The organism is Streptomyces sp. NPDC031265 (assembly GCF_055570295.1).
In genome coordinates this window covers 37,676-50,971 of sequence record NZ_JBVIHM010000031.1, presented here as the reverse complement: position 1 = coordinate 50,971, position 13,296 = coordinate 37,676, and the positions used below count along the sequence as shown (strand labels likewise).

Annotated in this window: 10 protein-coding genes; 4 read left to right on the top strand and 6 right to left on the bottom strand. The window is 68.4% G+C overall.

The annotated features are described in order from the left end of the window. Positions 1-149 precede the first annotated feature (149 nt). Positions 150-476 carry a hypothetical protein gene (locus ACZ499_RS33440; RefSeq protein ID WP_468680070.1) on the bottom strand — a complete coding sequence of 109 codons (327 nt, stop codon included), beginning with the start codon at positions 474-476 and terminating at the stop codon, positions 150-152. A gap of 454 nt (positions 477-930) precedes the next feature. Here ACZ499_RS33440 and ACZ499_RS33435 point away from each other — a divergent pair, with 454 nt between their 5' ends. After that, on the top strand, positions 931-1,137 hold the full coding sequence (locus ACZ499_RS33435; protein WP_468680068.1) for a hypothetical protein: 207 nt from the start codon (positions 931-933) through the stop codon (positions 1,135-1,137). 90 nt (positions 1,138-1,227) lie between these two features. On the opposite strand, the gene ACZ499_RS33430 is transcribed toward ACZ499_RS33435, so the two are convergent. The 4 genes from ACZ499_RS33430 to ACZ499_RS33415 all read right to left on the bottom strand — a co-directional run bounded on the left by ACZ499_RS33430 (position 1,228) and on the right by ACZ499_RS33415 (position 9,625). Next, on the bottom strand, positions 1,228-2,790 hold the full coding sequence (locus tag ACZ499_RS33430) for a S8 family peptidase (RefSeq protein WP_468680066.1): 1,563 nt from the start codon (positions 2,788-2,790) through the stop codon (positions 1,228-1,230). A 699-nt stretch (positions 2,791-3,489) separates the two neighbouring features. Beyond that, positions 3,490-7,734 (bottom strand): nSTAND1 domain-containing NTPase, encoded by a 4,245-nt coding sequence (locus ACZ499_RS33425; protein WP_468680063.1) that lies wholly within the window; start codon positions 7,732-7,734, stop codon positions 3,490-3,492. Between the two features lie 78 nt (positions 7,735-7,812). Next, positions 7,813-8,142 carry a CU044_2847 family protein gene (locus tag ACZ499_RS33420; RefSeq protein ID WP_468680061.1) on the bottom strand — a complete coding sequence of 110 codons (330 nt, stop codon included), beginning with the start codon at positions 8,140-8,142 and terminating at the stop codon, positions 7,813-7,815. A gap of 1,159 nt (positions 8,143-9,301) precedes the next feature. Further along, on the bottom strand, positions 9,302-9,625 hold the full coding sequence (locus ACZ499_RS33415; RefSeq protein ID WP_468680059.1) for an acyl-CoA-like ligand-binding transcription factor: 324 nt from the start codon (positions 9,623-9,625) through the stop codon (positions 9,302-9,304). 18 nt (positions 9,626-9,643) lie between these two features. Here ACZ499_RS33415 and ACZ499_RS33410 point away from each other — a divergent pair, with 18 nt between their 5' ends. Beyond that, complete coding sequence (locus ACZ499_RS33410; protein WP_468680056.1) at positions 9,644-10,792, top strand: MFS transporter; 1,149 nt, start codon at positions 9,644-9,646, stop codon at positions 10,790-10,792. Between the two features lie 294 nt (positions 10,793-11,086). Here the strand turns inward: ACZ499_RS33410 and ACZ499_RS33405 are convergent, their stop codons facing one another. Next, entirely contained in the window at positions 11,087-11,563 is a 477-nt protein-coding gene (locus ACZ499_RS33405) for a hypothetical protein (protein ID WP_468680054.1), read from the bottom strand. Positions 11,564-12,131: 568 nt separating this feature from the next. Between ACZ499_RS33405 and ACZ499_RS33400 the strand changes: the two genes are divergently transcribed. Beyond that, positions 12,132-12,491 (top strand): hypothetical protein, encoded by a 360-nt coding sequence (locus tag ACZ499_RS33400; protein WP_468680052.1) that lies wholly within the window; start codon positions 12,132-12,134, stop codon positions 12,489-12,491. A gap of 52 nt (positions 12,492-12,543) precedes the next feature. After that, a complete protein-coding gene (locus tag ACZ499_RS33395; RefSeq protein ID WP_468680050.1) occupies positions 12,544-13,287 on the top strand; it encodes an SOS response-associated peptidase in 744 nt (247 codons plus the stop codon). The last annotated feature ends 9 nt before the right edge of the window (positions 13,288-13,296 follow it).

The following is a 13,296-nucleotide window of genomic DNA, read 5'->3' as shown; positions in this document are numbered from 1 at the left end:
TGGGGCCTTCCCCGGTCCGGAACAGACGGAAGAGCAGCTGGGACCACGGGGGAAGTGTGGGGGGTGGGGCGTATTACGTGGCCCTCGCTCTGTGCAGGAGGGCGGTCCCCCCCGGGGGAACGCCCTCCCCGCTTCATGGTGCGCTGCTGCTACTTCCGGACTCCGCTGCCCGGCTGGATCACCCGGGGAGCGTTCTCGGCCGGGGCGGCCGCGGCGCCGGGCTTGGCCGCGGCGGCCGGCTTGCCCGCCTCAGTGACCTTCGGTGTACCGGCGGCCTTCGAGACGCCGGGCTGCGACGCCGCCTGCGGGGCGGTGTCCCCGGTCGTGGCGACCTTCGGCGCGGCGGGGGCCGGCGTGGCGCCGGAGTCGGCGACGGCCTGCGCGGCGAAGCCGCCGCCCAGCAGTAGCGCGACTCCGGTGACGGCGCCCAGGACCCGAGGACGGGGACGGTAGTTCCGCTTGGCGTGCGATGACATGGCAATCTCCCGAGGAAGTGAGAAAACGTGGTCTGGTACATCAGCTGAAGGGCGCCTTCATCCCACCAGACGTGCGACTTCGCCGGAGGTTGCGACCACATCCGAGAAACTTCACCGCTGTCTGCCCGTCGGCTTGCCGAGGGGGCGTCGGGGCCGGGAAACCTCCTGGACGTGGCGTTGCGCCGTGTGGGCTGCGGGGGGCTCGTGGCCGGGCGGATCGCGCGGGCCCTCACTCATTCGTATGCCTTGTTCCCATGCGGGCAACAGTGCTGGTTCGCAGCGCGCAAGGCGAAGGACAGTTCCCCGATGAGGCCCTTCCCCGGACGTCGTGCAGGAGCTGACTGGGCCCGTGCCGGGTGGTGACATTCCCGCTGGGCTGCGCCGTCGCCGTCAGTGCGGCCCTGCTCGGGCCGTCACCTGCGGCCCGCAGGCCGTACCGGCGCCCGGTGCGTCGGTGACCTGGGTGTTCAAGGTGAAGCTCGCCGCCACGTACACGGGTGACGGTTCCGGCGTCCACAACACGGCAACGGTGTCGCCGGCGACCGAGGACCCGGCCACCGGCAACAGTTCGAGTACCGCGGGCCCGCCCGGTGGCAAGGCCGACAAGCCCACAGCCGACCTGGAGGTGTCGAACCCGGACGTGTCGAAGCAGACACCCTGACCGACCATGGCGAGCGTGGCGGGCCGCTCGACGGGCCGCCACGCGACCGGTCATCGGCGCTCCCCGAAGCCGGGGGCGCCGATGACTCGCTCAGAAGCGCAGCGCCCAGGAGTTCACGTAGCCGGTGTTTCCGGCGCGGGCGTCGAACACCCGCAACCGCCAGACCCCGTTGGCGGTCTCCGAGGAGGCGTCGATCGCGTAGACCACGGTGAAGTCCGTGACGGCCCAGCCCTCCCATTCGTCCTTGATGGGATACGCGGTGCCGTCGGGGGCGATCACGTCGATCCGCAGGTCGCCGGAGTCGGGGTGCTTGATGTCGATCTCGACGTCGAGGTCCGCCGGGGCTCGGCCGGACACTCCGCTGACGGTCACAGGGGAGTTGACGGTCGCCAGGTCGGCCACCGGGTAGTCCGTGGTGTTCGCGAAGCGGCTGCCGGGCGGACGCTGCGGTGAACTGCCCACGTACAGAAGCCTGTTGGCCGAGCCGGCGCCCGGATCGATCACGGAGCCGGTCGTGGCCGAGGCGGTGAGTGCCGCACCGACCTGGGCCGGGGTGGCCGTGCGGTGGTCGGCGAGATAGAGCGCGGCCGCACCGGTGACGTGCGGCGTGGCCATCGAGGTGCCGGACATGGTCGTGTACCAGTCGTCGGACCAGTACGCGGCGGAGGTGATGGAGTCTCCCGGAGCGAACAGGTCCACCAGCGGCCCGTAGTTGGAGTAGGAGGCACGGTGGTCCTGGTCGCCGACCGCCCCGACCGTCAGCGCGGTCTGGACGCGGGCGGGGGAGTGGCCGACCGCGTCGATGTCCTGGTTGCCCGCGGCGACCGCGTAGGTGATGCCGGAGGCGATGGAGTTACGGACGGCGGCGTCCAGGACGTCGTCCGGGTCCCCGCCCAGGCTCATGTTCGCCACGGCCGGCTTCACCGCGTTGCGGGTCACCCAGTCGATGCCCGCCACCACCTGCTCGGTGGTGCCCTCGCCCGTGTAGTCGAGCACGCGCACCGCGACGATCTTCGCCTTCTTCGCCACCCCGTAGGTGGTGCCCGCGACCGTACCGGCGACGTGTGTGCCGTGGCCGTGGTCGTCCTGCGCGGTCATGTCGTCGTCGATGGCGTCGTAGCCGTAGGAGGCGCGGCCGCCGAAGTCCTCATGGGTGATGTTCACACCGGTGTCGATGACATACGCGGTCGCCCCCTGCCCGGCCGAATCCGGGTAGGTGTAGCCCCCGGCCATCGGCAGACGCCGCTGGTCGAGGCGGGCCAGGCCCCAGGAGGGGGGATCCGGCTGGGTGGCATCGAGCCTCAGCGTCCGGTTCTGCGCCACCTCGGCGACCGCCGGGTCGGCGGCGAGGCGCTGGGCCTGACGCTCCGACAGATGGGCCGAGTAGCCGTTGAGCGCGGCGTCGTAGGTGCGGCGGATCTTGCCTCCGTACCGCTCGACGACGGCTCTGCCCCCCGGCGTACGCGAGGCGGCGCGGGAGGGGTTGAGGACGACGAGGTAGCTGTCGGCGACGGCCCCCGGAGCATGGGCGTACTGAACGACGCCTTCCGGCGGCCCGGCAGCGGATGCCTCCGTGGTCCCGACAAGTACGAGCGCTGCGGCGAGCGCGATCACGGCGCCGCAGCGCCGTCTTAAGCGCGGTGTGATGGCCATCAGGCCAGGGTGGCCGGTGCCGGTCACCCGCACAAGGGCATGCCGCAGCCCCTGGGGACGCTGGTGCGGATGAGGGGAGGGGGCAGCAACGTGTGCCCGATTGCAGGCGCACGCTCGCGCCACCGGGGTCCGTGGCGGTCATGCGCCCCACCCCATCGCGGTGTAGGACCGGCTGACCGCGATGGCGGTGACCGTCCCGCCCCCACCCACCGATGATCCCGACATTCTGAGGTTCGGTGATCTGCTCGCCAGAGCGGCCCGCAACGGCGCACGCCACGGAACCCCCTGTGATCATCTCTCCGTCAGGTCGGCCGGACCCTCGCATCAACCTGTTCTTCCGTACGGGGCGTATGGCGGCACACGAAGCAAGCACCTGGCGTCGGTATGACCCACTGCTGCCTGGCCACATGACAGAGCTGTGGAACGCAGCAACGTGCGGGGGAAGGGGGACGTGTGAAGGGCCAGGTGGCAGCGCCGCGTAGTACTTCAGAGCGATGCGCAGTTCGTCATCATCGAAGAACGGCATCACGGAGAGCGCACAACGTAGTTGAGGCGGGCCCCTACAGGGACGTTCTCGTCGGCGATCATCCTGAGCATCTCCAAGACGGCGACGCGCAGGTCCTCTCGTATTCCACTGTCGTCAGTTCCGGGTGCAACAAACCCCGTTGGCGCTTTCCTCCGGCTTTGTCTCCGATCGACTCAGGAAGGGCATTGCCGCCTGGTCGGCTGGCCCGGAAGATACTCTGCCCGTTCCCCCGCGGTGAGGTTCCGGCCGACTACCTCACAGATCTTCCTGATCGCCCGCGGTTGGTCAGGAAGATCCACCTCCCACAAACGCACCGTGCGGCTCTCCATTTCAGCCGTGGCGAGGGTGCGGCCGTCCGGGCTGAACGCCACCGCCCACACGGCGCGGGTTTGATCGGTGAGGGTGGTTCGGATGTGGCCGGTGGCCGTGTCCCACAGCTGCACCGTACCGTCTCTGCTGCCACCCGCCAGGGTACGACCGTCCGGACTGAACGCCAGCGGCACGCCACGGGTGGTAAGGCCGGCGGGGACAGCGAGGGTGGTGCGGGTGCGGCCGGTGGCCACATCCCATATCCGCACTGTGCCATCGTCGCCGCCGCCCGCCAGGGTGCGACCGTCCGGACTGAACACCACCGAAGTACGCCGGTTGCCTTTGTCCGTGAAGATGGTGCGGGTATGGCCGGTGTCCACATCCCACAGGCGCACGCCGTCATTGTCGCCGGTGGCGAGGGTGCGGCCGTCCGGACTGAACACCACCGACCACACTTCGCGGATATGGGCGGTGAGGGTGGTTCGGATGTGGCCGGTGGTCACATCCCATATCCGCACTGTGCCATCGTCGCCGCCGCCCACCAGGGTACGACCGTCCGGACTGAATGCCAGCGGCACACCACGGAAGCCGTAATCGCCCGGGACGTTGAGGGTGGTGCGGGTACGGCCGGTGGCCACATCCCACAGCTCTACGGTGCCGTCATCGTCGCCGGTGGCGAGGGTGCGGCTGTCCGGGCTGAACGCTACAGACAACGGACTGCGAGGGACGGCGAGAGTGGTGCGGGTACCGCCGGTGGCCACATCCCACATGCGCGCCCCGACCCAACTGCCGCCCGCCAGGATGCGGCCATCCGGGCTGAACGCCAGCGACCACGCGCCGCCGGGGCTGGTGAGGGCAGCGCGGGTATGGCCAGTGGTCACACCCCACAGCTCTACTGTGCCGATGTCGCCGGTGGCAAGGGTGCGGCCGTCCGGACTGAACGCGATCGACCGTGCCATGCGGCTCCGGTCGGTGAGAGTGGCGAGAGCACGGCCGGTGGCCACGTCCCACAGCCGCACGATGCCGTTGTTGCTGCCGGTGGCAAGGGTGCGGCCGTCCGGACTGAACACCAGCGACATGCCCAGGCTGCCCGCGGTGTCGGCGGGGGCGGTGGTGATGGTGCGAGTATGGCGGCCGGTGGCCGCGTCCCACAGCCGCACGGTGCCGTCCTTCTCGTCGCCGGTGGCGAGGGTACGGCCGTCCGGACTGAACTCTACGGACAACGCGTACTTGGCGTGGCCGGTGACGATGGTGCGGGTACGGCGGCCGGTGGTCACGTCCCATAGCCTCACCGTGCCGTCGTCCCTGGTGGCAAGGGTACGGCCGTCCGAACTGAACGCCTTGGGCGTCTCGCTGCCACCGACGTTGAGGGTGGTGCGGGTACGGCCGGTGGCCACGTCCCACAGCCGCACGGTGCCGTCCTTCTCGTCGCCGGTGGCGAGGGTACGGCCGTCGGGACTGAACAGCACCGATGACACGGTGTCACCGGCACGGCTGACGAAGAAGGTTTGCCTCATGAAGCCGTCCATAGTCCACAGCCTTACTGTGTCGTCGTCGTAGACAGCGGTGAGGGTGCGGCCGTCTGGACTGAATGCCATCGCCCCCACGCTGAGGTCGGCAACGTCGGGGACGGCAGTGCGGCTACGGCCAGTGGCCACATCCCATATCCGCACTGTGCCATCGCCGCCGCCGCCCGCCAGGGTGCGACCATCCGGACTGAACGCAATCGGCCCAATCTCAATGTCGGTGCTTTCTCCGTCAATGCCGCTGCCGTGTACGGTGAAGCGGCGTTTGAGAGGGATGGCAGCGGCCGTGTAGAGGCTTTGGCTGGCTTCTTCTGTGTGGCTGGTGCGGTAAGCCTCGATAGCGAGCAGGGAAGCTAGGTCGGGATCCGTGCCGATGAGGGCGCTGGACTGGGCGGCGAGCTGTCGGGACAGAGCCCGTTGTTGTGCCTCGACTGCGGTCTGGCGTTGCCAGAAGGCCAGACCGGCGGCGATGAGGGCTCCGATGAGCGCGCCGACCAGGATGATGTTGAGGCGTCTCGTGCGGCGCAGAGCGGCTTGTTGGCTCCGCCGACTGGCGTCGACGAACGCCGTGACATCGATGGGTAGTCCGCGCTTCCGGGACCAGTCCTCTCCCTCGGCAAGGTCGGTGCCATGCAGTAGGTCGTCAGGGTCGTGGTGTTCACGCCAACGGGCGCGCTGTCCCTCGGCGCGGTGGAGCCAGGTGTGGAACTTGCGGTCCAGGGCCACCCACTCGCGTAGATCGCCCCAGTCCCTGATGAGGATGTCGTGGATGAGTTCGGCGACCACACCGACGGGGGGAGGCCCGGGGTCGCGCGCGTGAGTGGTGATGATCCGGTGGCCAACGAGCGCGTCCAGTACTGCATCAGCAGTGTCGCCGACGGCTGGATCCGCTTGGTCGGTCGTATCCGTGGCGAGGTCGCGCAGCGTGTCGAGGGGAACTTGCTGACGAGTAGCAGGGACTTGGCGAGCGGGATCGGCAGGGTGTACCAGGGCAGTGAGGATGCGGCGGGCGGTGGCCCGATGCCTTGAGGGCAGATTGTTGACGGCGTCGTTGGACCATCTGGTGAGGGCTCCGGTGATCTGACCGACGCGTTCGTAGGCGGCATGAGTGAGAAGACCATCAGTGCAGCGTTCGGGCTCACACAATTGCTGCAGGGTCAGTTGCAGGGGCGTGAGCAGGGTGGCGGGCGCTGTTCCGGTGGCGGCCCGTGGATCGGCAGCCAGTACGTCGCGGATGATGCGCTCGGTCAGTCCTGCTTCGATCCGTAGGCCGACGGCTCGGGCGGGTCCGGTGATGATGGCGCGCAGGTCTCTTCTGTTCAACGTGGCGGGCACGTTGAGCAGGCCGGGAGCGGCGGCCTCGAGAAGTTCCGGGGCTCGGGCGGCGAGGTGCGGATAGAAGTCATCCCGCATGATCAGGATGACCGTGGCCGCCACTGGGGCCTTGACCAGTGACGTCAACTGTGCGAACACCGTCTCCGGGGTGTGGTCGGTCGAGTCCGTTTCGCCCTGCTGTCTTGTCTGCGTGGGCTGAGAGCTTCCGGAGCGGGCGAGGAGCTCTTCGAATTGGTCGATGACGAGCAGGAGACGCTCACAGGCTGGGTTGGCCGCCAAGTGGTGCTGCACGGCGGTGACAAGGCCGTCGGTGGCGGCACCGGCCAGGCCCTGCCGTTCCAGTTCGACTGCCAGGTCCTCTCCGGGCCGGGGAACCAGGATGGTTTGCCACCGGTCGCTGCCCGGCAGCTCTGCGAGTCCAGGGAGTTTAGGCAGAACGCCGGCCTGGATCAGTGAGGACTTGCCCGAGCCTGACGGGCCCAGGAGCAGTAGGGTGCGGCGCTGCCCGGCCAGCGAAGCCACTACGGCGTTCATGGCAGTGTCGCGGCCGTGGAACCAGGCCGTGTGCTCGGCAGTGAGGGGCTCCAGGCCGCGGTACGGGCACACCTCACGCACGGCCAGGTCAGGCCACACCCGACGCAGTATCTGCGTCGGAGTCGCGTAGGCGATGTCCTGGCCTCGCAGGTGCTCGTCGGGCGCGGTGATGGCGGTGACCATGCCGATAACCAGACCAGTGACGTCGTCGACGACCGGCCCACCGCTGAATCCCCGGGTCAGATCGTTGGCCGCGGTCAGCTGCAATAACAGTCTTTCACCGTTGTTATCAGCCACATAGTGATCGCCATGCTCGCCGTCACCGCCCTTGGACAAGAGGTCGCCGGACAGTGCGTAGCCGAAGTGTCCTGCGGGTGGGGCCTGGTGGGGAAACCCGAAGCAGCGCACCCGGTGCCCCTGGCACCCGGCAGGGGACCCCAATTCCAGGCCATGCACCGCTGACGGTATGTCCCGCAGTCGGATCACCGCGACATCATCGCCTTCTGGGGACCGCCACGGCTCGGCCAGCACCTCTCCTTCGGCCTGCGGAGCCCCCACCGCCTGCGGAAACCTGAGCCGTACGACGTCGCCAGGCCCGAACCCGGCATCCCGCACCACATGCGCGCAGGTGAACACCACGCCTTCAGCGGTTAGGAATGCCGCTCCGGCCACCTCGCCCTTGGTCGACAACACCTGTGCAACCGCTGCCTGCATTTTGCGGCTGGGCTCATGGCTGGGATGTGAAGCTGCAATATCCTCCGACACCCCGCGAGTCCTCCTCGTTTCGCGGAATCAGCTGGCCGCGTTGTTGGACTCGCGCTGCCAGGCCACAGTCACCTTCAGGTGGCAACTCGCCTCGCTTCGGGCAATCACCGCACCCGCCTGAGTTGCGATGTCCACCCCGAACTCGATCTCCACCGAGTCCGGTCCCGCCTCCCGCAACTGCTGCACCGCCGTCCGAGCCATCTCCGTGACCGGACGCAGAGCCGCCTGCATACTCAGCGGAAGTTCACGAATCGCGTCGCCGACTCGCCCGGCCTTCACCGGCCCCTCGGACACGTCCGGCGCTTCGACCAGGATCGAGCTGCCATCTTCTAGCGCAAGACGCGCAAGACTGCGCACTGGCCCACCCTTCCCCGTTGAAATCCAGCTGCCCCAAGGTTATCTGGTCGCGCATCAGATAAGGCGGGGCTTGGAACAACCTGCACGGCCCCTTCCTGCGACGCACAGTCACACCGTCGAAGACGGTGCGTACCGCAGGTGATGCGCCCGATCAAGGGCAAAGGAGGGATCGGGGCTGGCAGGATGCGACGATCTCTCCCAAATGGCGCAACCGTTCTAGGGGACGGGCGTTGTGCGTCTTCAGTTCGGCGTTGCGCAAGGTCAGCTCCAGATCTGGTAGGAGGCGCCGGCCTCGGTGCACAGATTCACGACCGTGATCTTGCCGTCGGCGAGCTCGTGCAGCCCGTGCATCAGTCGCTCGAACGTCTCCATCAGCGCGCGGTCGATTTCCGTGAGCGCGCTCTGCCGCCCGCGGAGAGCCGGTCAAAGGTACGCCGAATGCGCAGCCGCGTCTCGTCGTTCACGCCGGCTTCGTGCTTCCCTTGGCGTCGTCCGTGGTGCAGTCCAGACCTGGTCGTGGACTCCGGCCAGTGCGTCCTCGACCTTGGGCGTACCGAGTATCACAGCGGCAGATCATGTGACTAGTGATCGCTTGTGTCGTCGAGCGATCATGCTGATGAGCGTGACGGAAGAGCAAGTCGGTGGCTGGGCGCTGAGTTGGTGGCGTCTCTGGGCGGGTTCTATCCGACGGGGCGGCCTGAGCCGCGGGAGGTGTTCGCGGAGCTGGTCGAGGGGCTCGGTGTTCCTGCCCGGGCGCCCCGTCAGGGGCCGATGACCGGTCCGACAACATCGATCCCGACAACTGGCTTGCCTGATGAACTGCTGGAACGTGCCACGTACCGGGTGCGAACCGGGCGTCGGGGGAGCGCCGTTGGAGGAGTACCTGCCCGGCCTGTTCGAACACGAGGTGTACGCCGACGATGTTGGGCTGGGTTCCCATGGAGGTCCTCCGGTGGCATCAGTACGGACTGGTGCTCGGGAAACCGGCACGGTTGGTCATGCGTAACGGTGAAGCGGGGGCGAGTGGCCGTATGAATGTTCTATGTGCCGGTGCGGGGCCGTGGTACCGCGCTTCACTGTTGTGATCTTTCGTTCGATCCACCCCTGGGGGTGCGGCCACCCGAATCGGTGATTGCACAACGCCGTGCCCCCGGTTGCGTCACCGCCCCGCGGCGGACGCCTCGCCGGCCGGCCCGTGACCCCAGCCGTTCTCCAGCAGGGCGAACACCTCGCCCAGCATCCGCGGCGGGTCGTCGCGGCCACGGAGCAGGCCGAGGGTCTCCAGCGCGAAGCGGGCCAGGGCCGCGGAGGCGATGTCGTCCTCGGGGGCGCCGGTCGCTTCGGCGATGGCGGCCGTCAGGGCGCTCTCGTGCCGCCGCCACATGCGGTCGGAGGCCTCCCGCAGAGCAGGTGTCGACTCCACCAGTTCCTTGTAGGCGGCGAACCCCGGGTCGTCGCCGGGCCGGGACGCGTACGTCTGCATCAGATGGTCGCGCAGGGCGTGGATGACCCACTGGCCGGGAGCGCGGTCCCGTACGGCGGCGACGAGCGCGGCCTCCCGGCCCTCGTCCTCGTCGAAGACCAGGGCCTCTTTGCCGGCCATCTCGGCTGGCGCTGGAGCTTCTACGTCAACCTGCCGATCGGCCTGATCGTCCTGGTCTGGCTCCAGCTGATGCTGCGGCTGCCCAGGATCCGCACCAAGGCACGGATCGACTACCCCGGGGCCGCTCTGCTGGCCGTCACCATCTGCTCGCTCATCCTCGTGACCACCTGGGGCGGTACCCAGTACGCCTGGGGCTCGGCCGAGATCGTCGGCCTGGCCGTCCTCACCGTCCTCGCCCTCGCCGCGTTCCTGTGGTCCCAGACCCGGGCAGCGGAGCCGGTGCTGCCGCTGCGCATCTTCCGCAGCCGCAACCTGGCCCTGTCCTCCGTGCTGGCCCTGGTCGTCGGCGTGGCGGTGTTCGGCGTCGTCAGCTATCTGCCGATGTTCCAGCAGACCGTGCAGGGCGCGTCCGCCTCCAACTCAGGAATGCTGCTGCTGCCTCTCATGCTCCCGATCGTGCTGGCCGCGCAGCTCGTGGGAAGGGTGACCACCAAGACGGGCAAGTACAAGATCTTCCCCGTGGTCGGCGCGGCCGGCATCGTGCTCGGCCTCTCCCTGCTCTCCACCGTGGACACCTCCACCAGCCGCCTGACCTCCTCCCTCTACATGGCGGTGCTCGGTACGGGGCTGGGCCTGGTGATGCAGATGCCGATGACGATCGCGCAGAACAGCGTCGAGATGAAGGACATGGGCGTCGCCTCCGCCTCCTCCACCCTGTTCCGCACCGTCGGCGGTTCCTTCGGCGTCGCGCTCTTCGGGTCGCTCTTCGCCCGTCACGTCGACCACGGCATGCAGGCCGCGCACGTGGACGGCGCCCGTGCCGACAGCACCCAGCTCGATCCGTCGGCGCTCGCGAGCCTGCCGCCCACGGTCAAGGACGCCTACCTCGACGCCGTGGCGTCCGGCACCCACGCGCTCTTCCTGTGGGGCGCGCTCATCTGCCTCGCCGGCATCGCCGCGGCCTGCTTCATCAAGGAAATACCCCTGCGCGGCAAGCCCACCGCAGCGCCCGCGACACACAAGGCCACGGCAGTACAGGCGAGTTGAGGCCCTATGGCCGGCACGACTGCCACACCCCTCTGGCGCGTACAAGTGACACGTACAAAAGCGAAGCCACGCCGGGGGCCGACTCCGGCTCGTACCGCCCCGCCGGATCGCGGGTGGCCGGCACCTGCCACACGTACTCGAACCAGGCGTGAATCATCTTGTAGCCGTGTGCCCCGGAGCGGAAGAGGGTCATCGGCAGGGCCGCCGGGGCCCTGGGGGCGTGGAGGTTGGGCGAGCAGTAGCAGACGTGCGGGAAGATGGCCGTCGTGCACTAGGGGGCGGCCATGGCCAGTCTCAGATGGATGTGCGGTCCCATCGTGGCCCGCAGGCCGCGACGGTCACCCTCGTCGACTCGACGGCGCGCTCCAGCTGAGAGGTGTGCTCGGGGCTTCGGCCGGCCTCTTCGGTCGCGGCCCCGGACGGGGACATCGGGGTTGGCCGGATCGCAGACGGCCGCCCGGCCGCCCGGATCCGGACCCGACCGCCGGTCTCCCGCAGCATCGTCTCGATGTCGCGGTAGAACGGTCCGAGGGGGTTGCAGAACATCCGCAGAGAGACGCCCATCGTGAGGATCTCGCGGTTCTCGAAACTGCGGAACTCCTCCGACAGCCGGGTCTGCGCGTTGTCGCGGCGGGGCGATGTCTCGCGGTCCTTGTAGACGAGGCTGATCCCGGCGTCGGACAGCTCGTTGAAGATGCGCCACACCTCGTCCCCGGGCCACTTCTCCTTGAGCCGGTCGTAGGAGAACGACACCAGGATGGGGAAGAGCACGGCCGATCCCAGCGACTCCAGAACCACCGCCGACAAGGCCCACAGCTGCTCTCGGTGAGGACGCCGACCGCGAGTCCCGAGACCAGTGCGGCGAACCCGATTGCGGCGCAGAGGTAGAGGAACTTCTGGTGCACGACGGACGGAGTCACGCGGGTGTCCCTTCCCGGTTCCGCGTCCCAGGGCCTTCATCAGGATCGTCCCGGGGGAGCCGCCACCCGTCACCTCCTCGATCTCGACGGCCAGGAGGCGGTACTCGGCACAGCGGGCCTGGAACGTATGGGCCTGGTCGGGGAAGGCCGAGAGGAGCAGGCCGCAACGCACCCGTCCCGTACGGCACTTAACATCTCGCCCGCACCGGAATCCCCGGTCTCGTCCGCACCCGAGTATCGAGGGATGACCACCGCGTCGGCGTCATCGTCGGCGCCCGAAGAGGCGAATCCTGAAGGCAATGCGAAAGTGAATCACGTGCGTGCCGGGGACGCTGCCAGCGTCCGAACGGCGGGTCGGATCCGATGGATTTCGACGGCTGAATCGGACACTCGTGAAGGCTTGAAGAAGGGGAATGCACATGCGAAATTCCAGGAAGCTTGCCGAGGCGGCGATCATCGGTGTCGGGATGACGGGCATGCTGGCCGTCTGCGGACCGGCGGCACAGGCAGCACACGCGGCTCCGACAGGGCATGCTGCTGTGCGGCAGGTCGGCGGTGGCGCCGCGTCGACAGCGCCCCAAACCGTGGGGTTCAGCGGAAAGGTCATCGAATTCAAGGACGGTCACCTTGAGCTCGCCACCACCAACGGAGAGGTGACCTTCGAGCTCGCCAAGGGAACGTACCGCTACGGATTCCTTCAGCCGGGATTCCATGCCTATGTGGCGGCTTACGAGCAGAATGGCACCTGGGTGGCAACCGCCATATTCGCCGACCCGTAAACAGGCCGCGGAACAGTGTTTCCCTCGGTGCTCCCGGTGGCAGAGTGGTTCTATGTGTGGCCGTTACGTCTCCACCCGCAGCCCCGAGGACCTGGTCCAGCTCTTCCAGGTCACCGACTGGCACGCCCAGGAGAGCCTGGCGCCGAACTGGAACGTCGCGCCGACCGACGAGGTATGGGCCGTCCTGGAGCGCACCGCGCGCGGACATGACGATGCCGCGCCGCACGGCAGGCAGTTGCGGCCGCTGCGCTGGGGGCTGGTGCCGTCATGGGCGAAGGACGTGAAGGTGGGCGCCCGGATGATCAACGCCCGAGTGGAGACCGTCCACGAGAAGCCCGCCTTCCGCCGCGCCTTCCTCAAGCACCGCTGCCTGCTGCCGGCCGATGGCTTCTACGAGTGGGAGCAGGTCAAGGACCAGGACACCGGCAAAGTGCGCAAGCAGCCGTACTTCATCCATCCCGAGGACGACCAGGTGATGGCGCTCGCCGGGCTGTACGAGTACTGGCGCGATCGCTCGGTCAAGCACGACGACGATCCTGACGCCTGGTTGGTGACCTGCACGATCATCACCACCGAGGCCACGGACGCGGCCGGCCGCGTGCACCCGCGCATGCCGCTGGCGCTCACCGAGGACCATTACGACGCCTGGCTCGACCCCCACCACCAGGACCCCGATGAGCTGCGCACCCTACTGACCCAGCCCGCGGGCGGCCACCTGGACGCCCGCCCGGTCTCCCCGGCCGTGAACAATGTGCGCAACAACGGCCCGGAACTCCTGGAGGGGGCCGCGCCGTAGATCGCTCAG

What these genes read in the sequence shown, in the direction of transcription:
- ACZ499_RS33440 (WP_468680070.1), bottom strand. Translation starts at nt 476, where the DNA reads ATGTCATCGCACGCCAAGCGGAACTACCGTCCCCGTCCTCGGGTCCTG.
- ACZ499_RS33430 (WP_468680066.1), bottom strand. Translation starts at nt 2,790, where the DNA reads ATGGCCATCACACCGCGCTTAAGACGGCGCTGCGGCGCCGTGATCGCG.
- ACZ499_RS33425 (WP_468680063.1), bottom strand. Translation starts at nt 7,734, where the DNA reads ATGCAGGCAGCGGTTGCACAGGTGTTGTCGACCAAGGGCGAGGTGGCC.
- ACZ499_RS33415 (WP_468680059.1), bottom strand. Translation starts at nt 9,625, where the DNA reads ATGCAGACGTACGCGTCCCGGCCCGGCGACGACCCGGGGTTCGCCGCC.
- ACZ499_RS33400 (WP_468680052.1), top strand. Translation starts at nt 12,132, where the DNA reads ATGCGAAATTCCAGGAAGCTTGCCGAGGCGGCGATCATCGGTGTCGGG.
- ACZ499_RS33395 (WP_468680050.1), top strand. Translation starts at nt 12,544, where the DNA reads ATGTGTGGCCGTTACGTCTCCACCCGCAGCCCCGAGGACCTGGTCCAG.